17 protein-coding genes are annotated in these 25,080 nt (G+C 71.6%); 7 read left to right on the forward strand and 10 right to left on the reverse strand.

Annotated features, from left to right (window positions below; all coding sequences use genetic code 11):
* Positions 1-184 precede the first annotated feature (184 nt).
* Positions 185-2,236 (forward strand): beta-galactosidase, encoded by a 2,052-nt coding sequence (locus tag ACIQ7D_RS13875; RefSeq protein ID WP_403937107.1) that lies wholly within the window; start codon positions 185-187, stop codon positions 2,234-2,236.
* Between the two features lie 103 nt (positions 2,237-2,339).
* Positions 2,340-4,376, forward strand: coding sequence for a glycoside hydrolase (locus tag ACIQ7D_RS13880; protein ID WP_403937108.1), 2,037 nt, complete (start codon positions 2,340-2,342; stop codon positions 4,374-4,376).
* Positions 4,377-4,448: 72 nt separating this feature from the next.
* Here ACIQ7D_RS13880 and ACIQ7D_RS13885 read toward each other — a convergent pair whose 3' ends face one another.
* From ACIQ7D_RS13885 to ACIQ7D_RS13905, 5 genes are all read right to left on the reverse strand, one after another.
* The gene (locus tag ACIQ7D_RS13885; protein ID WP_403937470.1) at positions 4,449-6,815 is read right to left on the reverse strand and encodes a CBM35 domain-containing protein; all 2,367 of its coding nucleotides are present in this window, start codon (positions 6,813-6,815) and stop codon (positions 4,449-4,451) included.
* Positions 6,816-7,034: 219 nt separating this feature from the next.
* Complete coding sequence (locus tag ACIQ7D_RS13890; protein WP_403937111.1) at positions 7,035-7,913, reverse strand: carbohydrate ABC transporter permease; 879 nt, start codon at positions 7,911-7,913, stop codon at positions 7,035-7,037.
* Positions 7,910-8,836, reverse strand: coding sequence for a carbohydrate ABC transporter permease (locus ACIQ7D_RS13895; RefSeq protein WP_403937113.1), 927 nt, complete (start codon positions 8,834-8,836; stop codon positions 7,910-7,912). The genes ACIQ7D_RS13890 and ACIQ7D_RS13895 overlap by 4 nt, the downstream gene beginning before the upstream one ends.
* Before the next feature lie 116 nt (positions 8,837-8,952).
* Positions 8,953-10,281 carry an ABC transporter substrate-binding protein gene (locus tag ACIQ7D_RS13900; protein WP_403937115.1) on the reverse strand — a complete coding sequence of 443 codons (1,329 nt, stop codon included), beginning with the start codon at positions 10,279-10,281 and terminating at the stop codon, positions 8,953-8,955.
* A gap of 152 nt (positions 10,282-10,433) precedes the next feature.
* Complete coding sequence (locus tag ACIQ7D_RS13905) at positions 10,434-11,525, reverse strand: LacI family DNA-binding transcriptional regulator (RefSeq protein ID WP_403937117.1); 1,092 nt, start codon at positions 11,523-11,525, stop codon at positions 10,434-10,436.
* A gap of 103 nt (positions 11,526-11,628) precedes the next feature.
* Here ACIQ7D_RS13905 and ACIQ7D_RS13910 point away from each other — a divergent pair, with 103 nt between their 5' ends.
* Positions 11,629-13,785, forward strand: a complete 2,157-nt coding sequence (locus tag ACIQ7D_RS13910) for a glycoside hydrolase family 36 protein (RefSeq protein WP_403937119.1) — start codon at positions 11,629-11,631, stop codon at positions 13,783-13,785.
* A 210-nt stretch (positions 13,786-13,995) separates the two neighbouring features.
* Complete coding sequence (locus ACIQ7D_RS13915) at positions 13,996-16,494, forward strand: family 43 glycosylhydrolase (RefSeq protein ID WP_403937121.1); 2,499 nt, start codon at positions 13,996-13,998, stop codon at positions 16,492-16,494.
* A 108-nt stretch (positions 16,495-16,602) separates the two neighbouring features.
* On the opposite strand, the gene ACIQ7D_RS13920 is transcribed toward ACIQ7D_RS13915, so the two are convergent.
* The 4 genes from ACIQ7D_RS13920 to ACIQ7D_RS13935 all read right to left on the reverse strand — a co-directional run bounded on the left by ACIQ7D_RS13920 (position 16,603) and on the right by ACIQ7D_RS13935 (position 20,236).
* Positions 16,603-17,496, reverse strand: a complete 894-nt coding sequence (locus tag ACIQ7D_RS13920; protein WP_403937122.1) for a serine protease — start codon at positions 17,494-17,496, stop codon at positions 16,603-16,605.
* Positions 17,497-17,713: 217 nt separating this feature from the next.
* Positions 17,714-17,971: a hypothetical protein gene (locus ACIQ7D_RS13925; RefSeq protein ID WP_403937124.1), complete on the reverse strand. Its 258-nt coding sequence runs from the start codon at positions 17,969-17,971 to the stop codon at positions 17,714-17,716.
* A gap of 73 nt (positions 17,972-18,044) precedes the next feature.
* A complete protein-coding gene (locus ACIQ7D_RS13930; RefSeq protein ID WP_403937126.1) occupies positions 18,045-18,719 on the reverse strand; it encodes a histidine phosphatase family protein in 675 nt (224 codons plus the stop codon).
* Positions 18,716-20,236 (reverse strand): FGGY-family carbohydrate kinase, encoded by a 1,521-nt coding sequence (locus ACIQ7D_RS13935; protein ID WP_403937127.1) that lies wholly within the window; start codon positions 20,234-20,236, stop codon positions 18,716-18,718. The genes ACIQ7D_RS13930 and ACIQ7D_RS13935 overlap by 4 nt, the downstream gene beginning before the upstream one ends.
* A gap of 331 nt (positions 20,237-20,567) precedes the next feature.
* On the opposite strand from ACIQ7D_RS13935, the gene ACIQ7D_RS13940 reads away from it, so the two are divergent.
* The 3 genes from ACIQ7D_RS13940 to ACIQ7D_RS13950 all read left to right on the forward strand — a co-directional run bounded on the left by ACIQ7D_RS13940 (position 20,568) and on the right by ACIQ7D_RS13950 (position 23,979).
* Positions 20,568-21,362 carry a DeoR/GlpR family DNA-binding transcription regulator gene (locus tag ACIQ7D_RS13940; protein ID WP_403937129.1) on the forward strand — a complete coding sequence of 265 codons (795 nt, stop codon included), beginning with the start codon at positions 20,568-20,570 and terminating at the stop codon, positions 21,360-21,362.
* Positions 21,363-21,454: 92 nt separating this feature from the next.
* On the forward strand, positions 21,455-22,471 hold the full coding sequence (locus ACIQ7D_RS13945; protein WP_403937131.1) for a 2-hydroxyacid dehydrogenase: 1,017 nt from the start codon (positions 21,455-21,457) through the stop codon (positions 22,469-22,471).
* 56 nt (positions 22,472-22,527) lie between these two features.
* Positions 22,528-23,979, forward strand: a complete 1,452-nt coding sequence (locus ACIQ7D_RS13950) for an FGGY family carbohydrate kinase (RefSeq protein WP_403937133.1) — start codon at positions 22,528-22,530, stop codon at positions 23,977-23,979.
* Positions 23,980-24,063: 84 nt separating this feature from the next.
* Here ACIQ7D_RS13950 and ACIQ7D_RS13955 read toward each other — a convergent pair whose 3' ends face one another.
* The gene (locus tag ACIQ7D_RS13955; protein ID WP_403937134.1) at positions 24,064-24,942 is read right to left on the reverse strand and encodes a carbohydrate ABC transporter permease; all 879 of its coding nucleotides are present in this window, start codon (positions 24,940-24,942) and stop codon (positions 24,064-24,066) included.
* Positions 24,943-25,080: the final 138 nt, after the last annotated feature.

Consider the following 25,080-nt stretch of genomic DNA (forward strand, 5'->3'; position numbering starts at 1 on the left):
CGCCGCCGCCGCGGGGGCCCAGCCCGCGCCGGTGCCCGCGCCCGCCGGGGGGGGGCCCCCCCCCCCCCCCGGGGGGGGGGGGGGGGGGGGGGGGGGGGGGCGGGCCCCCCCCCCCCCCCCACCGCCCGGTGCCCGCGCTCCACCCGGACCGCGCGGACCCGGCACGATCTTCCCGAGGAGCAAGATGACCCGCGCCCCGTCGCCCCGCTGGCTGCGCAGGCCGCACGACGCCCCCGCACCGGGGTTCGCCTACGGCGCCGACTACAACCCGGAGCAGTGGCCGCGCGAGGTGTGGCCCGAGGACATCCGGCTGATGCGCGAGGCCGGGGTGAACATCGTCTCCCTCGCCATCTTCTCCTGGGCCCGTATCCAACCCGCCCCGGACGTCTGGGACTTCGGCTGGCTGGACGAGATCATGGATCTCCTGCACGCGGGCGGCGTATCCGTCGACCTGGCCACGGCCACCGCCTCCCCGCCCCCGTGGCTGACCACCCTGCACCCCGAGATCCTTCCGGTGGGGCCGCACGGCGAGACGGTGTGGCCGGGCGCCCGCCAGCACTGGCGGCCCACCTCCCCGGTGTTCCGCACGTACGCGCTGAAGCTCGCCACGAAGATGGCCGAGCGGTACGGCTCCCACCCGGCGCTCGTCGCCTGGCACGTCTCCAACGAGCTGGGCTGCCACAACGTCTACGACTTCTCCGACGACGCGGCCCGCGCCTTCCGTACCTGGCTGGCCGCCCGCTACGGCACGGTCGAAGCGCTCAACCACGCCTGGGGCACCGACTTCTGGTCCCAGCGCTACACGGAGTGGGAACAGATCCTGCCGCCCCGGCTGGCCGCCTCGCACCCCAACCCGACCCAGCAGCTCGACTTCAAGCGCTTCTCCTCGGACGCCCTCAAGGAGCATCTGCGCGCCGAGCGCGATGTGCTGTACCGGCTCACCCCCGAGATACCGGTCACCACCAACTTCATGGTGATGGGCGAGACCAAGGGCATGCACTACGCCGACTGGGCGCGCGAGGTGGACTTCGTCTCCAACGACCACTACGTCCATCCGGGGCCGCAGGGCCTGGACGAGCTGTCGTTCTCCGCGAACCTCACCGGCTCGATCGCGGGCGGCCGGCCATGGTTCCTGATGGAGCACTCCACCAGCGCCGTCAACTGGCAGCCGGTCAACCTGGCCAAACGCGCAGGGGAGTTGGCGCGGGACTCGCTGCTCCATGTGGCGCACGGCGCCGACGCCGTCTGCTACTTCCAGTGGCGGCAGTCCGCGGCGGGCGCCGAGAAGTACCACTCGGCGATGGTGCCGCACGCCGGCGCCGACAGCGAGGTGTTCCGCTCGGTGACCCGGCTGGGCGCACTGCTGGGCGAGCTCTCCGAGGTCGCCGGGTCCACCCGGCGCCCCGCGCGGGCGGCGATCCTCTTCGACTGGGAGTCGTGGTGGGCCGCCGAGCAGGACTCCCACCCGTCCTCCCTGCTGCGCTACCGGCAGGAGGCGCTCGACTGGTACTCGGCGTTCCTGGCCCTCGGCGTACGGGCCGACATCGTCCACACCGGGGCCGAACTCGGCGGCTACGACCTGGTGGTGGCGCCGGTGCTGCATGTGGTCCCGCGCCCGCTGGCCAAGGAGCTGAACAGCTTCGTCGAGAACGGCGGCCATCTCGTCACCACCTACTTCTCCGGTGTGGTGGACGAGAACGACCATGCGTGGCTGGGCGGTTACCCGGGTGCGCTGCGCGATCTGCTGGGCATCAGGATCGAGGAGTTCGCACCGCTGCCCGAGGGCCGCAGCGTCACCCTGGACGACGGTTCCACCGGGACGCTGTGGACGGACCCGGTCACCCTCACCGACGACGCGGTGGAGGTGCTGGCCTCGTACACCTCCGGTGACCAGGCGGGCCGCCCCGCGATCACCCGGCGGGCGGTGGGCCGGGGGTCCGCCGCGTACGTCTCCACCCGGCTCGGCGCCGAGGGGGTACGGGGCGTGCTCGCCCGGCTGCTCGACGGCGCCGGGGTGAGCGGCGACCTGCCGGAGGCGGCCCGCGGCCGGGTCGAGCTGGTGGTGCGCGGCCACGGCACCACCGACTACTGGTTCCTGGTCAACCGCACCGACGAGCCCGTCGAACTGCCCGGTGTGGACGGGACCCTGCTCGCGCTGACGGCCGGGGCGGACCAGCGCTCCGCCGGGCGGCCCCTCGTTCTCGGCCCGCGCGGCGTCGCGGTGGTGCGCCGCTGAGGGCTTCCTCCGCAGAGAAGGGACGTACGACCGCGACCACCTTCGACAGGCACGTGCGCAGTTCTCCCCCGATGACGCGACGAGGACAAGGGAAGACCCCACGATGAAGCGACCACGTACCATCCGGTATCTGCCGGCGGCCCTGGCCGTCGTCCTGGCCACCGGCGGTGTGCTGGCCGGCGGACCGCTGCCGGCCGCCGCCGCGGCCGAGCCGGGCTCCGCCGTCACCGTACGGCCGGACCCCTCGTACCAGGGACAGAAGTTCGAGGGCTGGGGCACCAGCCTCGTCTGGTTCGCCAACGCGACCGGCGGCTATCCCCCGGCGATCCGCGAGAAGCTCGCCAAGCTGGTCTTCGGCGACGACGGTCTCGCGCTGAACATCGCCCGCTACAACATCGGCGGCGGCAACGCCCCCGACGTGAAGGACTATCTGCGCGCGGGCGGCGCGGTGCAGGGCTGGTGGAAGGCGCCGGAGGGCACCACCCGCGAGGACACCACCTGGTGGTCGGCGGACGACCCGGCCGACTGGAACCCCCAGGCCGACGCCACCCAGCGCTGGTGGGTGGACCGGATCGCCAAGGACATCACCCACTGGGAGGCGTTCTCCAACTCCCCGCCGTGGTTCATGACCGAGAGCGGCTATGTCTCCGGCAACTTCCAGGCCGGCCAGGACCAGCTCAAGCCCGGCTCGGTGGACGACTTCGCGGCGTATCTGACGGGCGCCGTGGAGCGGCTGGAGAAGTCCAGCCGGATCAAGGTCGACACCATCGACCCGTTCAACGAGCCCAACACCTCCTACTGGGGCACCACTTTGGGCCCGGACGGCGAGCCGATCGGCGGCCGGCAGGAGGGCGCCCACGTCGGCCCCGAGCGTCAGCAGCAGGTCATCAGGGCGCTCGCGGCCAAGCTGGACAAGTCCAGGACCGACGCGGTGATCTCGGCGATGGACGAGACCAACCCGACCACGTTCGCCCGCAACTGGGAGTCCTACCCGCAGGACGTACGGGACCTGGTCTCCCAGCTCAACGTGCACACGTACGGCACCGGCGGCAGGACCACCGCCCGGGACATCGCCAAGGCGGCCGACAAGCCGCTGTGGATGAGCGAGGTCGACGGCGACTGGGGCGACGGCCAGGACTTCACCAGCATGAAGCCGGGCCTCGGGCTCGCCAAGCACGTGGTGGACGACCTGCGGGAACTGGAGCCCACCGCCTGGCTGTTCTGGCAGCCGGTGGAGGACTACGACAACATGAAGCCGGGCGGGGAATCCGCGAAGGGCGGCAACTGGGGCTCCATCCAGGTGCCGTTCAGCTGCACCGCGAAGGACACCCTGGAGACCTGCCCGGTCAGGACCAACACCAAGTTCGACACGGCCCGGAACTTCACCCACTTCATCAAGCCGGGCGACAGGCTGGTGAAGACGGACGACACCGCGAGCGCGGCGGCCGTCTCCGCGTCGGGGCGGGATGCCACCGTCGTCCACGTCAATGACACGACGGCGCCGCGCGCCGTGACCGTGGACCTCTCCGGCTTCGGCCGGATCTCCCGGGACGCGACGGTCACACCGGTGGTCACGGACGCGGGCGGCGCCCTCGTCAAGGGGACTCCGGTGCCCGTGAAGGGCGGCGGCGCGACCGTCACCGTGCCGGCGCAGTCGGTGACCAGTCTGCTGGTCAAGGGGGTCTCCGGGGTCGCGAAGGACGCCGCGGAGCTCCAGCGGGGGCGGTCCTACACCCTGACGGGCGTGGGCAGCGGCAAGTCGCTCGACGTCTCGGACGACGCCGCCGGCACCGTCATCCGCACCACCGACACGGCCGACACCGGCCAGCGGTGGCGGATCGAGAAGGTGTCGAACGGCACCGGCAACCGGGACCGCTACGTGGTGCGCAACGCGGAGCGGAAGCTGCGGCTGGCCGTACGGGACGGCGCGGCGGTGCTGGAACCGGACCGGGGCCGGGCGAAGGCGGCCGCACAGTGGATCCTGTCCACCACCGGTGACGGCACCCGCACCCTGGTCGGCGCGGAGAGCGGCAAGCTCCTCGAAGTCCCGGGCCAGGCGACGGCGGACGGCTCCCGGGTCTCGGTCTGGACGCCCAACTCCGGTACGAACCAGCGCTGGAAGGTCACCGGCCTGAGCTAGTGCCACGCGGAGAGCAGCCGAGGACCGGCCCCCCAGGGGGCCGGTCCTCGGTCGTGGTGCGGGTCGGTCGGATCAGCCCCGGACGGGGGCGAGTTCGATCCGGTCGATGTTCGGCGCCCACGCGGAAGCGTTGCCGATCGTGAGGGTGTTGGCGCCCTGCTTCAGGGTGACCGGGACCCCGAGGGTCCAGAAGTCGTCCCAGCTCCAGGTGTTCTTGAAGGTCACCTTCCGGGTCGCACCGCCGACGGTGATGTCCGCGGTGCGGGACATGATGTCGGTGTTGTAGGCGTGGCCGTTGTCCCGGCGGTCGTTGTGGCTGTAGGAGAGCACCAGGACGTACTGTCCGGCGCGCGGCGCGGTGACGGTGAATCCGGCGGTGCTGGCCGCGCTGTTGCCCAGCCGGCCGATGTACGTACCGGCGGACGCGTGGGCGTTGTCGACGAGGCGCGCACCGCCCGCCAGCGTGGCCCGATCACCCTCGTAGGCGACGGAACCGGCGGAGGTGCCCGTGCCCGACACGTCGAGGGAGCGCAGCGCCGCCCGGCCCGTGGCGGTGACCCGGTTGTTGCCCGCCACGAGGTACAGCTTCAGCGCCTGGTCCGGCGCCGCGGTGACACTCTCCCCGTGCAGCGCGAGCTGTACGGGCGCGGAGGCGCGCGAGGTCACGGTGTAGTAGCCGTCGCGCGGCGCGTACACGTCGAGCACGGCCCTGCCCCCGTAGCCCAGGACGAGCGCGCCCGTACCGGTGCCGGTCGCGTCACGGTAGTCGTACGACACACTGCCGGAGATGTCGGCGAAGGTGGCCTCGTACGCGGTCGCGGGCGTGGTGTGCGCCATCAGGTCGATCCGGTCCAGGGTGACCTCACCGGCTCCCTTGGCCAGGGTGAGGGTGTGCCGCCCGGCGGTCAGCTCCACCGTCACGTCCTGCTTCCCCCGGTAGAGCCAGTTCTGGGTGGAGGGGTAGCCGACGGTGCGCGCCGCCCCGCCGTCGACGGAGAGCGTCTGGGTGGCCGGGGCGCCGGACTCGTTGCCGTACAGGACCGACAGGTCGTACGTGCCGTCGGCCGGGACGTCGACGGTGAAGTCGACCTTGCTGGCGTCGGTGTTGAGCGAGCCGACGTCCTTGGTGCCGGAGGCCGCGTACCCGTTGGCGTTGGCGACGGTGCCTTGGGTGTAGACCTGACCGCCGGTGATCCGGGCGTCCTCCGCCTCGTACGACGCGGACCACGGTACGGCGGCGGTGGCGGGCGTGCCGGAACCCGCCGGGGTGAGCAGGATCCGGTAGGCGGACATCCGGTCCAGGCCGGTGAGCGGTACGGTCACGGTGCCGTCGGCGGCCACGGACAGCTTCGTCCGGGAGAGCACGCGCGGGGTGGCGTGCCGCCCCTCGTAGCCGGACCAGGCGGCCTCGGCGACGGTCGCGGTGACGGAGGTGCCGAAGACCTTCGGGTCGACGTTGCGCACGGCCACGTCCGCGTCGCCCGCCGACCCGCCGAGCAGGACCTGCGCCTGCCGGCGCGAGGTGTCGAGGGAGGCCAGGCCCTGGAGGGTGTCCACGGTGTTCGCCGATGGCGGGGTGACCTTCACCGTCCGGCCGGTCATCCCCGCGTACCAGCGGAAGAACCACCAGCCGCCGTTGGGGATGTTGGTGTGGACGACATTGCCGCTGAGGTTGCCGGCGGCGTCCCAGTACGCCTGGTTGGCGAAGACCTTGTTCCGCTCGAACATCGAGACCCACTGGACCAGTTGCCCCGGTACGGAGAGATCGCGGCGATTGGCGTACTCGTCGATGTTGACGGGCAGCGGACCGATGCCGAGGCTCTTCTCGATGGAGCGGTAGTTGTCATGGTGGGCCTGGAAGTCCCGCAGGGAGGACGGGCCCAGCTCATGCCAGGTGGTGATGTCCGGCAGGACGTTCTCCCTCTTCGCGAAGGTGAGGAAGTCGGTCAACAGCCGTGTGTGGTACGAGGATTCGTTGGGCCCGGCGATCCGGGCGTCCGGGTCGACCGCGCGGATGCGCTGGTACACCGTCTTCCAGTCCTTGAGGAAGCGGTCGCGGTTGACCTCGTACGCCGCCTGGTCGGCGACGCCCAGGTTGTACCAGATCTGGTCGGGCTCGTTGAACGGTACGTAGACGAAGTGCTCGCTGTCCGGGGCGGCGGCGATGTCCGCGGCGATCCGGTCGACCTTGGTGAGGTAGTCGCCGATGCCCAGGTCCTCGTAGGGCCACTTGGCGTACATGTCCTGCATCAGGACGAGAACGTCCCCGCCGCCGTTGCGCAGGAACGACTTCGAGACGGAGAGGGCGTCCCCGTTGGGGTGCTGCGCCCCGCCCTGCGGCTTCTGCGAGACGCTGGTGAGCTTCAGCGGCGCCAGGGCCGCGTCGCTCGGTACCCCGTCGTCGCCCAGCCCGTAGAGCGCGCCGTTCGCGCCGAGCATGACCTTGCCCTCGGAGGCGGCGAGATCGACGGTGAGGCGCTGGGCCGCCACCGTACGGGGGTGGTCGGCCGCCTGGGCGGCGGGCAGGAATCCTGCGGTCAACGCTGCTCCCAGCAAGGTGGCTCCGACGGCGGTGGACACTCGGTGCCGGGTTCTGCCCGGTGTACGGGTGCTACGGAACGTACGGGTCGTACTCACTGAACCTCCGCTTGTTCGGGGTTACTTGACGGCTCCACTGGTGATTCCGGACACGATCCCGCGCTGGGCCACCAGGAAGAGGGCGACCATCGGCAGGCTCATCACCACCACATAGGCGAAGACGAGATGCCAGTTGTTGAGATAGAGCTGGGCTCCGGCGACCTGGTACAGGTTGATGGGCAGGGTCGCCGCGTCGGAGCCGCCCAGAACGAAGAAGGCGTAGAAGATGTCGCTCCAGGCGTAGAGCATCACCATGATCGTCGCGGTGGCGATGACCGGCCGCAGCAGCGGCAGGATGAGGCTCAGGAAGACACGCGGCGGCTTGGCGCCGTCCATCCGGGCCGCTTCCTCCAGCTCGTAGGGGATGGTGCGGATGAACCCGGTCATGAAGAAGATCGAGGTGGACAGATACATCCCGGTGTAGACGGCGATCATCCCGGGTCGGGTGCCGGCCAGTCCGAGCTGCCGCAGCTCCATCACGATGGTGATCACGGCGGGCGGCAGCAGCAGACCGCTGATGGTCAGCGCGTACGCCGCCGAGACCAGCCGGGAGGAGCGGCGCGCGAAGACCCAGGCGGCGCCCGCGCCGAGGATCAGCACCAGCGCCACCGAAGGCACCACCACCAGCAGGGAGTTGACGAAACCGCGCACCATCTCGCCCTGGCTGACGGCATCGGCGTAGTTGTCGGCTGGCTGCCACTGGCGCGGCGGATCGAGGTTGGGGCGGACCGCCTCGCCCTGCGGCTTGGCCGAGGTGACGAGGACCAGCCACAGGGGCACGCCGACGGCGACGGCGGCGAGCAGCACCACCAGGACGGGGCGTCCGAGGCGCCAGGCGCGGGACTCCCGGCCGGGGGCGGGTGCGCGGCCGGCCGTACGGAGGGCGTGGACGGTGGTCACAGCATCTGCTCCCTTCGGCGCAGCCCGATGACGAGGGGGATCGCGATGGCGACGACGATCAGGAAGAGGACGAGGCTCATCGCGGAGGCCTGGGCGTACAGACCTTGTCCGAAGATCCGGAACATGTAGATGTTGAAGACCTCGGTGGAGGCGGCGGGGCCGCCGCCGGTGGTGGCCTGGACGATGTCGAAGGTGTTCATCGAGCCGATGAGCGCGGTCGTCACATTGAAGGTGAGGGCGGGCGCCAGCATCGGCCACCGCACGGAGCGGAAGGTGCGCCAGGGCCCTGCCCCGTCGACCCTGGCGGCCTCCAGCATGTCGCCGGGGATGCCTTTGAGGCCGGCGAGATAGATCAGCATGGACAGGCCCATCCACTTCCAGCCGTGGATGACGGAGACCAGGACGAGCGTCCAGGTGGTGGAGCCGAGCCAGGGAATGTCCGTACCGAGGAGCGAGTTGACCGCGCCGTCCTGTTCGAGCAGGGCCTGGAAGACATAGCCGACGGCGAGCGCGGAGATCAGTACGGGCAGGAAGAACACGGCGCGGAAGAACCGGTTGAAGCGGGAGTCCCGCTCCAGCAGCAGGGCCAGGCCGAGCCCGAAACCGTTCTGGAAGAGGGCGGCCAGGGCCGCGTAGACCAGGGTGGTCCTGATGGCCCTGAGCAGGGAGCCGTCTTCGGCGATCGTCGCGAAGTTGTCGAGCCCGGTGAAGGCGATGTCGGAGTGGTACGAGGACCAATTGGTGAACGGGTAGTAGAAGTTGAGCAGGTTCGGCACCAGGAAGAAGCCGACGAAGAGCACGACCGCCGGCAGCGCGAACCACCAGGGGTGGTGCACGGCCGCACGGGGCAGCCTTCCCACCGGTTTCCTCTCCCCGCGGGCGGGCGGCGCCGCCTTGCGTGAGCGTATGGCTGTCTGCGCCACGGCTGGCATCCCTCGTTCTGACGTGTTCAGCGATGAGGTGTTCTAGTGCTGTGGTGCTGAGTGGTGAGGTGTGAGTGGTGAGGTGTTCCGCGAACCGGCCGGATGGACGGTTCGCGTCAGAATCCGGGTGCGCCCTGGGCCTTGGCCACCTGGGCGAACTGGTCCTGGATGGCCTGTGTGACCTGCTCCGGGGTCTTCTTGCCGTAGATCATGTCGGCGAGGTAGAGGTGGGTGTCCGGGGCGACGACGGCCTTGGCCTGGAACACACCGTGCGCCGTCGGCAGCGCCTTGAGCTGGGCCAGCGAGGTTCCGGGCAGTCCGGCGGGGCTGTCCACGGCGGGCTGGACGGAAGGGATCTTCATCGCCTTGATGTAGTCCGCGTAGTCCGGGCCGAGCCAGAAGGCGAGGAACTGGCGGGCGGCGTTCTGCCGTTTCTCGTCGCCGGTCCTGAAGGCGACGACACCGTTCGTCTGGTCGGGCGAGTAGAGTCCGGCCGCGTCCGAGTTCGAGACCGGGAACCAGCCGATCCTCCGGTCGATCTCCTCGGTGGTGTGCTTCGCCTGCAACTGTGTCTGGAAGGAGGTGACGTTGAGGACCATGCCCGCGTCGCCGTTCCAGAGCGCGTCGGCGGAGCCGGTGAAGGTGCCGGTACGGTAGTTCTTCTGCGCGAGCCCCGCGCCGAGGAGTTGGTCCTTGTACGTGGTGACGGCCTTGACGACGACCGGGTCCGTCCACTTCTCCTTGTTGGTGTTGAGCCCGTCCCACCACTGCCGGTCGAGGTCGGTGAGCTGGAGCTGCATCTGCCACTGAAGGGGCCACTTGTCGCCACCGGACTCGTAGAACGCGGCGGCGTCGGTGCGGTCCTTGACCGTGTGGCCGAGCTTCAGCAGTTCCCCGTAGCTCCGGGGGAACCGGTCCTCGGCGATGCCCGCCTTCCGGAAGACGTCCTTGTTGTAGTAGACGCCGAGCATGGCGGGGCTGGTGACGATCGCGGCGTACCGCTTGCCGTCGATGACACCGAGGGACCTCTCCGTGTCACCGAGCTTGTCGGCCCACGGCTCCTTGTCGAGTGTGAGGAGGTTCTGCCGGGGCTGGAGAAAGGGGAGCGTGGAGACGGACGGCTGCCAGAACATCAGGTCCGGCTTGTCGCCCGAGGCGAGCTTGGTCGGTACGTTCTGCTCGTACAGGTCGGGGATGGCCTGGGTGTCGACCGTGGCGCCGGTGGCCTTCTCGAAGGCGTCGATGACCTGCCGGGGCGCGTTGACGGTGTTCTGCGCCGTCCACATCGTCAGCTTGACGCCGTCGAGCCTGGCCGTCGGGTCGACCGGGACGCCGGAGCCGGAGTCCGCGCCGCTGCCGCCGTCCCCGGCCGTGGGGTCGCTGCACGCGGTGGCGGTGAGGGCGGTCACGCATATCAGGACGAGGGCTGGGAGAACTCTCTTCATCGGGGTCTCTGCCTCACTGCGTAGGGGGACATGGGGAGGACGCGCTCCGGCGGTGGCTTCCGGTGGGTGGCTCCGGCGGTGGGGTTGCGGCGGTGGGTCCGGCGTGGCGTTACGGCGGTAGGCCCGGTGCGGGGCTCCGGCCCGGGGTGGTGTCATCGCCCCCGGGTCGTGTCACGGCTCCCGGGTGGTGGTGGCGGTGGCGGGCCCGAACTCTCCCGCACCACCAGCTCCGGTACGGAGAGCGGGCGCGGCGCCACCGGTTCCGACTGCTCGACCACCCCGTGCAGCAGCCCGAAGGCGGCCCGCCCCAGGCCGGTGAAGTCCAGTCGTACGGAGGTGAGCGACGGGGTGAGGTACGCGGAGCCCGGCGCGTCGTCGAAACCGGCCACGCTCACCTCGCCGGGGATCGCCCGGCCCGCCTCGTGCAGCGCCCGGATCACACCGAGCGCGAGATCGTCGTTGCCGCAGAGGATCGCGGTGACGGCCGGGTCCGCGGCCAGCTTCCGCCCCGCCGCGTACCCGTCGGCCGGCCCCCAGCCGCCCTTGATCCACCGCGGCTGGGCCGCCCCCGCCTCGCGCAGCGCGGCCCGCCATCCCGCCGTCCGGGGCGCGGTGCGCCGGGTGCTGGAGGGGATCGCCACGTAGTGCACGGTCCGGTGGCCGAGCCCCAGCAGATGGCGGGTGGCCTCGTGGGCCGCCCGCCGGTCGTCGGTCCACACCCAGGGCAGTCCGTCGGCGGGCGGGCTCGCGGGGGTCTCGACCACGCCGACGAACGGCAGCCCGGCGGGGACGGCGGCCAGCGCCGCCACCCCGGCCGGGTCGTACGCGATCACGATCAGCCCGCCGCCCGTGTCGGCGGCGCGCTGGACCTCGGCCCGTACGGCGCTCTCGTCGGCCGACTCCAGTACCCGGATCCCCATGGCGTACGAGGCGCCGCGCGCCGCCTCCTCGATGCCCTGGAGGATCGCCGCGTAGCCGTGGTGCGTGGTGTTCGCGGTGAGCACGGTGACCGACCTGGACCGGCCGCTGGCCAGCGCGAGCGCGGTGGCGCTGCGCCGGAATCCCAGTTCGTCGATGGTGGCGAGGACCCGTTCGCGGGTGGACTGTCTGACGCTCGGATGACCGTTGATCACACGGGAGACGGTCTGGTACGAGACGTCCGCGGCGGCGGCGACATCCCGGATGCTCGGGCCCGCCTTCGCGCCCGCCTTGGCCGTCTTCCTTGTGTGACCGGTCACATTCATGCCAGGATTGTGACCGGTCACACAGGACGCGTCAAGAGACCGTAACGAAGGATTCACGTACCGGACGCACACCGCCGACTGCGGCGGATCGGGAGGGGACACATTGACCGGTCAGCCGAACGGCACGCGGGAGACGTTCAGTTGGGGGCACGCGGCGCTCCGGGCGGATTTCGCCACCGCCGCCGACGGCACGCTGAGGATGACCGGGCCGGTCCGCCCCGGCGGGACCACCGCCGCCCCGGCGGGCACCCCGGCGCTGCTGCCGCTCGTCGAGGTGACCGCGCTGGGCCACGGCAGCGGCTGGTCGGGGCAGCGCTTCCTGGACGGCGCGCTCGGCTCGCGGCTGCGGTACCGTGCGCATCGCTCCGTGCGGGCGGGCGGCTGGCACCGGCTCACCCTCGAACTGCACGATCCGCTCGGCGGGTTGACCGCGGAGGTGCGGTTCTCCTCGCCGGACGGGGTGGCCGTGCTCCGCGGTGAGGTGCGGCTCGTCAACGAGGGCGCGGAGCCACTCGTCGTGCAGTCCGTCAGCAGCCTGCTCCTGGGCGGGCTGCCCTCCCCTGACGTACTCGACGTGCACCGCGCGCGCAACGACTGGCTGGCGGAGTGCCGTTGGTACCAGGCTCCGCTGCGCGAGACGGTCGCCGGGCTCAACCACGAGGCCCACGAGCACGACAGCCGGGCCGCGCTCGTCCTCGCCGGGCGCGGGAGCTGGCCCAGCGACGGCCATCTGCCGATGGGCGGGCTGACCGACCGCACCACCGGGCACTCGCTGCTCTGGCAGATCGAGTCGGCGGCGGGGTGGCGCTGGGACACCGGTGAGCGGGCCGGCGCGGCGTATCTCGCGCTGAACGGGCCCACCGACGCCGAGCACCAGTGGCGTGAACGGCTGGCGCCCGGCGAGGAGTTCACCACGGTCGGCGCGACGATCGCGGTGGGCTCGGACTTCGAGGACGCCCTCGGCCAGCTCACCGCGTACCGCCGTGCCGTCCGCCGCCCGCACCCGGATCACACCGCGCTGCCGGTGGTCTTCAACGACTACATGAACACCCTGATGGGCGACCCGACGACCGAGCGTCTGCTGCCGCTCGTCGACGCAGCCGCCGAGGCGGGCGCGGAGTACTTCTGCATCGACTCCGGCTGGTACGACGACCACGCGAACGGCTGGTGGGACAGCGTCGGCGAGTGGCAGCCCTCGGAGCGCCGCTTCCCGGGCGGCGGGATCCGGGCGGTGCTGGACCACATCCGCTCGCGCGGCATGGTGCCGGGGCTCTGGCTGGAGCCCGAGGTGGTGGGGGTACGGAGCCCGGTCGCCAAGGCCCTGCCTCCGGAGGCGTTCTTCCGGCGCGACGGGGTCCGGATCACCGAACACGGCCGTCATCAGCTCGATCTGCGCCATCCGGCGGCCCGCGCGCATCTCGACGCGACCATCGACCGGATCGCCGGCGACTGGGGCGTCGGGTATCTCAAGCTCGACTACAACATCAGCGTGGCGCCGGGCACCCAGGGCGACGGGGACACCTCGCCCGGCGGCGGTCTGCTCGGCCACACCCGCGCCTATCTGGCATGGCTGAACGCGGTGCTGGACCGCTTCCCCGGTCTGGTGGTCGAGAACTGCGCGTCCGGCGGCATGCGGATGGACGGCGCCTCTCTGGCCGTCGCCCAGCTCCAGTCCACCAGCGATCAGCAGGACCCCCTGTACTACCCGCCGATCGCGGCCTCGGCGCCCACTGCGGTGCCACCGGAGCAGGGCGCGGTCTGGGCCTACCCGCAGCCGGGGTTCACCCCCGAGGAGATCACCTTCACCCTCGGGAGCGCGCTGCTGGGCCGGATCCATCTCTCCGGCCACCTGGACCATATGACGCCGGACCAACTCGCCCTGGTCCAGCAGGCGGTGGCCACGTACAAACGGCTGCGGGGCGATCTGCCCTCCGCCGTGCCCTTCTGGCCGCTGGGGCTGCCGCAGTGGACCGACGCCTGGATCGCGCTGGGGCTGCGGCCCGGCGACGGGTCCGTGGAGGCGGCCGGCGGTACGACCTATCTGTCGCTCTGGCGCCGGGACGCGGAGGCCGCGCGCATCCTGTCCGTACCGCATCTCGCGGGTGTCGAGGCGCGGGTGGAGATCCTGCACCCCCTGGCCTCGTCCGGCAGGGCGCGCTGGCGGGCGGAGCGCGCGGAGCTGACCGTCGAGCTGCCGGCCGCCCCGGCCTGTCTGCTCCTCGCGCTGACACCGACGGCGGCGCTCACACCACCGGCGTAGGAAACGGCCCCCGCGCGGGAAGACGGCCCCGGAGACGGAGAGGCACCCGCGCGCCACCGTGCACGGATCGGCCGCACCGGAGGAATTCCGGTGCGGCCGATCCGTGCACGACCATTGACGCTGTGTCGCACAAGTGACAACACTTCGAGACGGCCGTTCCAACAGGAACGCGCAATACCTCACAGAACATTCTGTCCGGGGAGGACCTCCATGCGCCCCCGCTCCGCACGCAGAGGCTTCGTTCCACTCTTCGCCCTGCTTCTCGGACTGCTCGCCGTACCCGGGGGGCCCGCGCACGCGGAGTCCCCTGACGACAGCGACAAGGCCGCCACCACGCTCGCCGCCCAACAGCTCACCGTGGCCGGCCTGGACGACGTACGCGGCCATCTCACCCTGCCGGACACCGGCACCGCCTCCACCTCCGTGCGCTGGAAGTCCGACAAGCCGGCGGTGATCGACACGACCGGCCTGGTCCACCGCCCCCGGCACGGCTCCGGCCCGCGGTCCGTACGGCTCACCGCCACCGTCACCCGCGGCAAGGCCCACGCCACCCGGGTGTTCCCCGCCACCGTCCGCGAACTGCCCGCCAAGCAGAAGTACACGGGCTACGCCTTCAGTTACTTCACCGGTGAGGGCACCGCGAACGGCGAGCAGATCCGTACCGCGCTCAGCCGCGGCAACGACCCGCTGCACTGGCGGGAGTTGAACGGCGGCAACCCGGTCCTCTCCTCGGACCTCGGTACGAAGGGGCTGCGCGACCCGTTCGTCATCCGCTCCCCCGAGGGCGACAAGTTCTACCAGATCGCCACCGACCTCCGGATGTACGGCAACGGCAACTGGGACCAGGTGCAGCGCACCGGCAGCAAGTCCATCATGGTGTGGGAGTCCACCGACCTGGTGAACTGGACCGACCAGCGGCTGGTGAAGGTCGCCCCGGACACGGCGGGCAACACCTGGGCCCCCGAGGCGTACTACGACGACAAGCTGAACGCGTACGTCGTCTTCTGGGCCTCGAAGATCTACGCGGACGACGACCCGCAGCACACCGGCTCGACGTACAACAAGATGATGTACGCGACCACACGCGACTTCCGTACCTTCAGCGAGGCGAAGGTGTGGAACGACCCCGGCTACTCGGTCATCGACTCGACCGTGATCCGGCACGACGGCAGCTACTACCGCTTCACGAAGGACGAGCGGGACGGCTCCTCGTCCACCCCGTGCGCCAAGTTCATCACCGCCGAGAAGTCCGACGACCTGCGCTCCCCCTCGTACGACTTCGTCGCCGACTGCATCGGCCAAGGTTCGATCTCCCGGGGCGAGGGGCCGACGGTCTTCAAGTCCAACACCGAGGAGAAGTGGTACCTGTTCATCGACGAGTTCGGGGGCCGGGGCTACATCCCCTTCGAGACCACCGACCTCGACTCCGGCAGGTGGACCATGTCGGAGAACTACGAACTCCCGGCGAGCCCGCGTCACGGGACCGTCCTGCCGGTGACCCGGGCGGAGTACGACCGGCTGCTCGGCGCGTACGCCCCCAAGGCGTCGGTCGCGGACGCGACGAGCCCCGGCCTCAAGGCGTACGCCCTCGTCGACGACGCGACGGCCAAGGTCACCCTGCCGCTGGAGCCGGGCACGCGTCTCTCGCACCTGGCACCGGAGTTCGGCCTCTCGGCGGGCGCGCGGATCAGCCCGCCCTCCGGAACGCGACGGGACTTCCGCGCCCCGCAGACATACACCGTCACCGCCGCCGACGGCACCCGCAGGACCTGGACGGTCACCGCGCTGCACATGCGCAGTCCGCTGCTCCCCGGGCTCAACGCGGACCCCGACATCCAGTATTTCGACGGGCGTTACTACATCTATCCCACGACGGACGGCTTCGAGGGCTGGAGCGGGACCCGGTTCAAGGCGTACTCCTCGGCCGATCTGGTCAACTGGCGGGACCACGGGGTGGTCCTCGACCTCGGGCCCGATGTGAGCTGGGCGGACGGCAACGCGTGGGCACCGGCGGCGGCCGAGCGTGACGGGAAGTACTACTTCTACTTCTGCGCCGAGCAGCAGATCGGGGTGGCCGTGGCGGACAGCCCGGCGGGTCCGTTCAAGGACGCGCTCGGCAAGCCGCTGGTCGCCAAGGGCGGTGGGCTCAGCGGGCAGATGATCGACCCGTCGGTGTTCACCGACGACGACGGGCAGTCGTATCTCTACTGGGGCAACGGCGACGCGTACGTGGTCCCGCTCCACGACGACATGGTGTCGTACGATCCGTCCGAGATCCGCCGGATCACCCCGAGCGGCTTCCGGGAGGGCACCTTCGTCGTCAAACGGCAGGGCACGTACTACCTGATGTGGTCGGAGGACGACACCCGCAGCGAGAACTACCAGGTCGCGTACGCCACCGGGCCCTCCCCGCTCGGCCCCTGGACCAAGCGGGACGTGATCCTCTCCAAACGTCCCGACCTGGGCATCAAGGGCACGGGACACCACTCGGTGGTGCGGGCCCCCGGCACGGACGACTGGTACATCGCGTACCACCGTTTCGCGGTTTCGGGCCCCGGCAAGCCGCGCGGTGACGGGATGCACCGGGAGACCACTCTGGACCGGATGATGTTCGCGGCGGACGGCACGATCGACCGGGTGGTCCCGACCCTGGAGTCGGTGGGCCCGCTCAAGAGGACTGCCGGCCCGGCGAGTTCCGTACCGAGGTGACCCGGCGCCCCCAGTGAACGGCTGCCGTCCGGGATGCCGGACGGCAGCCGTCGCGCGTCGCACACCGCGCGGCGCGGGCGTTACGGCTTACGGCTTACGGCTTACGGCTTACGGCTTGGGCAGGGTGCAGCCCGCGGCGCTCAGATCGATCTTGCTTCCGGTGGTGACGCAAGCCACGATCCCGTAGGTCTCCTGCGCGTAGTTGATGCCCTGGCGCACGGTGACCGTGCCGTTCGCGTCGACCTCGCACGGGTTGTTGAGCGTGCAGCGCGCGCCGTCCTCGTTGCCCGTGTTGTTGACGGCGACGACCTTGCCGGTGGCGTCGTCGATCACGGGCGAGCCCGAGGTGCCGCCGATGGTGTTGCAGGCCGAGGTGTAGCGGACCGAGTCCTTCCAGGTCCAGCTTCCCTCCTTCAGCAGATAGGCGAAGCCGTCGATGCCGCAGCTGTAGATGCGCTTCCAGTAGCCGGAGACGACCTTGATGGCCGTGCCCTGCACGGGGCGCGCGGCGTTGAGTTCCAGCGCCGTGATGCCGTACGCGCTCTGGATCTGGGCGTAGGTGCTGGTGAGCTGGTACAGCGAGACGTCCGTGTCGGTCATCGTGGCGTACGCGATCTTGCTGGCCCGCAGGGTCGCCACCCCGGTGCCGGCCGAGTTGAGCAGGGTGAAGGTCCGGGTGGACGCCCGGTCGACGATGACCTGCCCGGCGGCCGGGAAGCCGGTCTCCAGGCAGTGCCCGTTGGACAGGACCAGTGCGGGGTCGGACGGCTGCGACCGGGGTGTACGGACGACGGAGCCTGAGCAGTTGCTGAGCGCGACCGTTCCGGCGAAGTCGACCGCGGCGAGCTGGGTTCGGGGTGCCGGATCGGCGACGCGGGTGGCCGCGTCGGCCCGTACAGCCTTCGTGGGCGCGCCCGCGTCATGGCTTGTGGCCATCGCGGGTGCCGCGCCTGCCCCGAGGAGCAGGACGGCGAGAAGCGCGCCGAGGAGAGGCTTTCTCATGTGGTGTCCCCTCTGTGACCGAAGTTCCTTCGGTTTGTCATGGGCATTGTTGACGTCGGGACGCCAACGGGCAACCACGCCTGGGTAGTTCGGCATACAAGAGGGTTCGGTAACAAGGGGCTTCGGCATACAGGCGGCCGGAACACACCGGTGGCGGAACGCGGGGGCGGGGCGGCGCCTGTCGGCACCGCCCCGCCCCGGACATACGCTCGTCGGGTCAGTTGATCAGTTCATTGCCAGCCTGGACCGCGTCCGTTCCGGCCTGGACGGCCTTCTTCACGGCGCCGACCTTCTTGCCCACCTTGTCCCCGGTGACACCCTGGACAACCGGCTTGGCCTCCTGGCCGAGAGCGACGGCGGTCTTCGCCGTACCGCTCAGCGTGGAGCCGAGGTCGGCGGCCTGGGCGGCGGGGGCGACGGCGGCGAGAAGCGCGGAACCGGCGGCGGCTGCGGTGAGAATCCGTTGCACGTTCATGATCGATACAACGAGCGGGAGCGCCGGAGGGCACGTTCCCGGACCCGATGGGATGACGCCGGCCTCTGCGCGGTCACGCCGACGATGTCGCGGGCACGTTGTACGACAGGAGCGCGGGCTGCCCCGCCGTCACCCGTACCTCGGTGATCGCGCAGTTGCGGAGCCCCGGAAGGACCCTGCGGTACTCGCTCTCCGGGATCCCGAGCAGCCGGCACAGGACGAGGCGGAAGAGCGTGTTGTGCGCGACGACCAGCACACGCCCGCCGGGCCACGCCTCCGCGAGGCGCAGCAGGGCGGCCGCGCCCCGGCCCGCGGCGGCCTTCGGGTCCTCCCCTCCCGGCAGCGGATGGGCGGCCGGGTCGCGGAGGAAGTCGGCCGTCTCGCGGGGGTGCGACGCCTGGAGTTCGGCGAGGGTGCGCCCCTCCGCGACCCCGAAGTCGACCTCGGTCAGCTCCGGTTCGACGACGGGCGTCAGGCCCGTCGTACGGACGGCCGGTTCGGCGGTGCGCCGGGCCCGGGAGAGGGGGGAGGTGACGATCGCGTCGAGCCGGGCGCCGCCCGCCCACCCGCCGAGTTCCCCGGCCTGTTCGACGCCGCGCGGGGTCAGTTCGATGTCGCTGACGCCGGTGTACCGGTTCTCCGCGTGCCAGACGGTCTCGCCGTGGCGCGCGAGGAAGAGCGTCGCGGGCGCCGGGGGTGTCGCGGGCGCCGCGGGCGCCGGCGCGAGGGGGGTCGAGTCGGGGTTCATCCGTGCTCCCGTGCGTAGGCGGCGGTCGGCGCGGGCAGCCAGCCGCGCTGTTCCAGTGCGTCGACCAGGGCCACGAAGGGCTCCTGGAAGCGGGCGCCGACCCGGGGGCGCGGCTCCAGGACCGTACGGACGCGGACCATCGCGCGCAGGTCGGAGAGCGGCGCGTCCGGTCCCGCCCGGCCGGCGTCCGTGGCGGCGCGCCGGACGCCGTGCGCGGCGAGCACCGCCATGCCGAGCGCCGAGTCGGTGTGCGCGGGGACGGTGGCTCTGCGGCCCAGGACATCCGCGCGGAGCTGGTTCCAGTAGGCGCTGCGGGTGGCGCCGCCGGTGAAGGTGACCGCCCGGTCGACGGGGGCGCCGAGTTGGCCGATGTACGCCAGGCAGAGCCGTTCGACGAGGGCGACGCCCTGGAGCAGCGCGGCGTAGTGGTCGGCGTCGTCGCGGGGCGTGGACAGCAGGAAGGGCTCGGCGTCGGCGGCCAGGAAGGGGAAGCGCTCGCCGTGCGAGACGAGGGGGTAGGCGACGGCGCCCGCCGGTTCGCGGTGTGCGGCGAGCCGGTCGAGGTGGGCGAGGTCGGCCCCGGGGAACGCCCGGGTCAGGGCGCCCGCGCCGACGCTGGAGGCGCCGCCGGGGAGCCAGTGGCCGTCCGGGGAGAGATGGCTGTAGAGCACGCCGGCGGGGTCGTGGAGCGGGGCGGCGGTGACGCCCTTGAGGACGAGGGTGGTACCGAGGACGGTGTTCCACTGGCCGATGTCCCAGGCCCCGGAGCCGAGTTGGGCGGCGCATCCGTCGGTCATGCCGGCGACGACCGGGGTGGACACGGCGAGCCCGGTCGCCTCGGCCGCCTCGGCGCACACCGTACCGAGGAGGGTGCCGGGGAGCACGACGGCCGGGAAGTCCAGCTCCGTGAGGCCGAGCCGGTCGTGGACGGCGAGCGGCCAGGTCCGGGTGGTCAGGTCGTATCCGGTCTTCAGCGCGTGGCTGGTGTCGGTCGGCACGGGGTGACCGACGAGCCGGGCGGTGACGAAGTCGGCCTGGTGGCAGACGCGGGCCCCCCGGAGCGCCGTACCGGACAGCGTGCCCGCCCCGGTCAGCCAGAGGAGTTTGGCGAGGGCCCAGCTCGGCTGGATGCGGTGTCCCATCGACCGCCATACCTCGGCGCCGGCCTCCTGGGCGCGTACGGCCTCGGCGCCGGCGCGCCCGTCGTCGTACATGAGCGCGGGGCTGAGCGGCGCGCCGTCGGGTCCGGTCAGCAGGACCGTACCGGAGGTGCCGCACACGGAGAGGCCGCGTACCCGCGCGGCGGCGACGGTACGGAGCGTTCCGCGCAGCGCGTCACGGACGCCCGACCACCAGTCGGCGGGGAGCTGTTCGTGGCGGTCCTGGTCGCGGTGTCCGGTGAGGGGGGCGGAGCCGCGGCCGGCCACCTGGCCGTCGTCGGTGACGGCGAGCGCGCGCACGCTCTGGGTCCCGAGGTCGACGCCGATCCACACGTCCCCGTGGCGTGGGTCCGTCACAAGCTCCCGCCTTCCCGTCGTTCCCGTCGTGGTATGCGATGCCCGTCGTGGACAGCGATGCCCGTCATGGGACAGCGATGCCCGCTGAGCTGACGACGCGTGACCTCAGGGCGATTTTCACACCCGCGCCCACGCCTCAGGGCTGACGTCCCGACAGCCGACCGCGGCCCGGATCTCCCGTGTCCTGCCTGGTGAGGAACGCTCCACCCGGTCGGCCGACGGGTTGACCTGCCCGCTGTCCGTGGTGAACACTGCCGACGGTACATCAACAAACAATGTTATATCCTCAGAGCTTGATGTTACTGAGGTGTCGCTGGAACAGGACCGAGGAATGTCACAGGACAAGAGCCGGCGGGGCCCCCTCCAGCGCCGCCGCGAGATTTCCGACCATGTGCTGACCGAGGGCTCGGTGTCGGCGTCGGATCTCGCGGAGCGGTTCGGCGTGAGCGTGATGACGATCTACCGCGACATCGACGAGCTGGAACGCGAGGGTGTGCTGCGCAAGTTCCGCGGCGGGGTCACCGTCCAGCCCTCCGGCGTGTTCGAGAGCAATGTGGCGTTCCGCAAGAAGTCCATGCGTCGCGAGAAGGCGGCGATCGCGGCCAGGGCTGCGTCGCTGATCGAGCCCGGCATGTCGGTGATGCTGGACGACTCGACCACCGCGCTGGAGCTGGCCCGGCTCCTTCCCCGTTTCGAGCCGCTGACCGTCGTGACCAACTTCCTGGAGGTGCTGAACCTCCTCGCGGACGAACGCGGCCTCCATCTCATGGCGCTGGGCGGCGACTACGACCCGCTGCACGACTCGTTCCTCGGCGTCCCCTGTGTGGAGGCCGTGGAGGCGCTCCGCGTCGACCTGTGCTTCGTCTCCACCTCGTCCGTCCACGGCGACTACGCCTTCCACCAGGAACAGCGCATCGTCGCCGTCAAGCGGGCGATGCTCAAGGCCGCCGGGCGCAGCGTCCTGATGATCGACCACTCGAAACTCGGCCGCACCGCGCTGCACCGGCTGACCCCGCTCACCACCTTCGATCTGATACTCATCGACGACCGCACCCCGCCCGATGTGCTGCGCTCCCTCGACGAGCGCGGTGTCCCCTACCAGATCGCCGAGACCGCCGCCGTCTGACATGCCGTCGGCCCGCCCCCCGTACGCATGCGGCGCCGGGTTCGGCCGAACCACCCGGCGTCCGCCCAGTCCAGCCGAAGGAGACCGCGCCGATGAGAATCCTCGCCGCGGGCGACCACTTCGTCGCCCCCGACCTGTTCACCCGGGAACTGGAGGCCGAGATCGGCCGTGACCATACGATCGCGGAGCTGCTGCTGGACTGGCCGCTGACCCCGTTCGGCCCGGTCGGCGAGGTCGTGGAGGCGTCGGGTGACGAGGAGACCGTCCTCGCCGCGCTGGAGGGGGCGCGCGTCTGCGTCACCCAGATGGCCCCGGTGACCCGTAAGGTCCTCGAAGGCTCCCCCGAGCTGCGGCTGGTGGTGGTCGGCCGGGGCGGGCCCGTCAACGTCAATCTCGACGCGGCGAAGGAGCGGGGCGTCCAGGTCTGCAACACGCCCGGCCGGAACGCCGCCGCCACCGCCGAGTACACGGTGGGCCTGCTCCTCGCCGCGATGCGCCGCATCCCGGAGACGTCCGCCGCGCTCGCCGCGGGCCGCTGGGCCGGCGAGTTCTACACGTACGGCAACTGCGGCCCCGGACTGGACGGTGCGACGGTCGGACTGGTCGGCTGCGGCGCGGTCGGCAGCCGGGTGGCGCGCGCCCTGGCCGCGTTCGGCGCGCGGGTCCTCCTGTACGACCCGTACGCGGACCAGGAAGCGCTGCGCGCGGCGGGTACGCCCGTCGCCGACCTGGACGAGCTGCTGCGCCGCTCCGAGGTGGTGTCGCTGCACGCACGGCTGACGCCGGAGACCCGGGGGCTGCTCGGCGCCCGCGAACTGGCGCTGCTCCCCGAGGGCGCGGTGGTCGTCAACTGCGCGCGCGGCGCGCTGCTGGACGAGGAGGCGCTGTGCGACGCGCTGGAGTCGGGGCGGCTCGGCGCGGCGGGCCTCGATGTGTACGCCGTGGAGCCGCCCCCGCCGGGGTCGCGGCTGCGGACCGCTCCCCGGCTGGTCATGACGCCCCATCTGGCGGGCGCGAACACCGCCGTCGCGCACAACGCGGCACGGATCGCGGCGGCCGAGGTGGGCCGTTTCCTGCGCGGTGAACCGCTCGCGCACCGCGTCGTCTGAAGATCTACGGCCCCCGCGGCACAGCACATCGAATCGAATCGGCAAGAGGAGACACGGTGTTCGTCGGAGTGGACATGGGTACCTCGGTGGCCAAGGCGGTCGCCTTCGCGGAGGACGGGGCGGCACGCGGTGTGGAGTCGGTCCCGATCTCGCTGGGCGGGCAGGGCGACCACGTGGAGCAGGACGTCGAAGAGGTGGTGCGCGCCGCGGGTACCGTGGTCGCCGCGGTGACCGCGGGCCGTACCCCCGCGCTGGTCGCCCTCACCGGCCAGGGCGACGGCCTGTGGCTGGCCGACGACCGGGGCCGGGCCGTGCGCCCCGCGCTCTCCTGGATGGACGGCCGCGCGGGCGCCCTCGTCGCGGGGTGGATGGCCGACGGTACGGCGCGGGAGATGTACCGGCGGACGGGGAACGTCCTGTTCCCGGGTTCCCCGGGGCCGCTGCTGGCCTGGCTGGACCGGTACGAGCCGCGCTCCCTGGACGCGGCGACGACCGCCGCGTGCTGCAAGGACATCCTCCATCTGCGGCTGACGGGCGAGCGCTCCACCGATCTCTCCGACGCCTCCGTCCCCTTCCTCGACCCGCGCACCCGCGCCTACGCCCCCGAGGCGCTCGAAGCCCTCGGCGTCGGTCACCGCGCGGGGCTGCTGCCGCCCATCGCGGCGAGTCTGCCGTACGGGGAGGCGCTCGGGAACGTCCCGGGGCTGCCCGCCGGGACACCGGTCACCTCGGGCCCTTACGACCTGCCCGCGTGCGCGATCGGCGCGGGGGTGACGGAGCCGGGGGACGGGCTGCTCATCGTCGGTACGACGCTGGCGTGCCAGGTCGTGGTCGAGCGGGTGGCGTTCGAGGCGGAGCCGGTGGGCTTCCATCTCGCGCTGGCCAGATCCGACCGCCATATGCGGGCCCTGCCCGCGATGACCGGGACGGTCGCGCTCGACTGGGTGCTGGGAATTACCGGCACCTCGCACGCGCAGCTCTCGGATCTGCTGGACGGGACACCGCGCGGCGCCCGGGGCGTGGCCGCGCTCCCCTATCTGTCGCCCTCGGGCGAGCGCGTCCCGTTCGTGGACCACACCGCGCGCGCCGAGTTCACCGGCCTCGATCTGCGGGCCTCGCGCGCCGACCTCGTACGGGCCATGTGCGAGGCGATCGCCTTCGCGGCCCGGCACTGTCTGGAGGCGGCGGGCCTCACCGGCGATCTGGCGGTGTGCGGCGGCGGTACCCGCAGCCCGGCCTGGCTGCGGCTGTTCGCCGAGGTGATCGGCCGGCCGCTGCGGGTGGCGCGCGGCCCGGAGCCGGGCGCGCGCGGCGCGGTGCTGGCCGCCGTCGCGGCCCGGGGCGAGCGGCTGGGCCGGGAGCTGGACGTCGCCGCGTGGACGGCGCCGGAGGCGGTGGTGGAGCCGGATCCGGCGGGCGTGGCGTTCTACGAGGAGGCGTACGCGGAGTATCTGTTCCGGGTGGAGAGCGCGCGGGCCCGGTGGCGGGGCCCCGCCGGCGCCCGGTGAGCCCGACGCCGCCCCGGGAGGACCGGGAGGACCGGGAGCCCCGGGAGGACCCTGGAGTCAAACCTCCCGGCCCTCCCGGCCCGCTCAGCCCTTGAGGCCGCTCGCGAACCCCTTGATGACATAGCGCTGGAGCAGCAGGAACACCAGCAGGATCGGCAGCGCGGCCAGCACCAGTCCGGCGAAGACCAGGCCGTAGTCGGAGACGTACTGGCCGACGAAGGCGAACACCCCCACGGGCACGGTCTCCTTGCCGGATCCGCCCAGGTAGAGCAGCGGGGTGAAGAAGTCGTTCCAGATGAACACCGCGTTCAGGATGATCACGGTGCCGGTGATGGGCCGCAGCAGCGGGAAGACGACCCGGGTGAACGCCTGCCGATGGTCGCAGCCGTCGATCAGCGCGGCCTGGGCGTAGTCCGCGGGCAGGGCGCGGATGAAGCCGGTGTAGAGGAAGACGGTGAACGGGAGCTGGATGCCCGTGTAGAAGAGGACCATGCCCTGGTAGGTGCCGAGCCAGCCGAGGGTGTCGACCAGTTTGTAGAGCGGGATCATCCCGAGCTGGAACGGCAGCACGATCCCGAGCAGGAAGAGGACGTAGAGCCCGTAGCCGAGTCCGCGGGCCCGGCGGGCGAGGTAGTAGGCGCCGGTGGAGCCGAGGAGGATCAGCAGGAGCAGGCTGACGGTGGTGATGACGGCACTGCTGACCAGGGCGGGTCCGAGCGAGGCGGAGGACCAGGCGTCCCCGAAGTTGGCGAAGGTCGGCGGCGCGGGCGGGGACAGGGGCGACTCGGCTATCTGCCGCGGGTCCTTCATCGCCAGGGTGACCAGCGCGTACACGGGGAAGAGGAAGACCACCGCGACGGCGATCATCACGAGTTCCAGGGCGTAACCGCGGTAACGGGAGAAGCCCTTCGGCGGCCGGCCCGCGGGGCGTACGTCCTGCGGGGCGGTGGCGGTGGTGCTCATGAGAGGACCATCCCTTCTGCACCCCTCTTCGGTAGGGTTGTGACCTCTCGGTCCCGGCAGGTGCATGGCCAGTAGTGCGAGCCGTTCGACGGCCGGCGTGAGTTCCGCCGGCCCCGCCGGGCCGAGGCCGTCTGATCG

This window comes from Streptomyces sp. NPDC096310, assembly GCF_044763125.1.
In the GTDB taxonomy this organism is placed as follows: Bacteria; Actinomycetota; Actinomycetes; order Streptomycetales; family Streptomycetaceae; genus Streptomyces.